Origin of the sequence: Streptomyces carpinensis, from assembly GCF_002154505.1 — a bacterium.
Taxonomy (GTDB): Bacteria; Actinomycetota; Actinomycetes; order Streptomycetales; family Streptomycetaceae; genus Streptomyces; species Streptomyces carpinensis.
Genome location: NZ_MUBM01000252.1, coordinates 286 through 759, shown reverse-complemented (window position 1 = coordinate 759; position 474 = coordinate 286). Strand labels below are relative to the sequence as shown.

The 474-nt window shown below is 73.6% G+C and carries 1 protein-coding gene; it reads left to right on the top strand.

Going from position 1 to position 474, the window contains the following annotated elements; translation table 11 throughout:
* On the top strand, window positions 1-430 hold a 430-nt coding region (locus tag BZY54_RS31095; protein ID WP_244217429.1), incomplete at its 5' end, for a GDSL-type esterase/lipase family protein.
* Window positions 431-474: the final 44 nt, after the last annotated feature.

The window sequence follows — 474 nt, the reverse complement described above, 5'->3', positions numbered from 1 at the left end:
CGTCTTCGAGGGCGTCAACGACATCGGCACGGCCGATGCGACCGAGCCGGCGATGAAGCAGGTCACGGCCGACCTCATAGGCGCCTACCAGCAGATCGTCACCCGCGCCCACGCCCAGGGCATCCGCGTGTACGGGGCCACCCTCACGCCGTTCGGCGGCAACGGCTACGACGACCCGGCCGGCGTCCGTGAGTCGGCCCGGCAGGCGGTCAACCGGTGGATCCGCACCAGCGGCCGGTTCGACGCCGTCATCGACTTCGACCGGGCGGCCCGCGACCCGCACAACCCCCGCGCGCTGCTGCCCGCCTACGACACCGGCGACCACCTCCACCTCGACCCGGCCGGGTACAAGGTCCTGGCCGACACGGTCCCCGACCGCCTCTTCCGGCAGAGCCCGCAGCTCCGGGCGGGCACCGCGAGTTACGCGTGACCCCGCCCCGCGATCCGCGCAGATGACCCCACAGGGCACCGCGG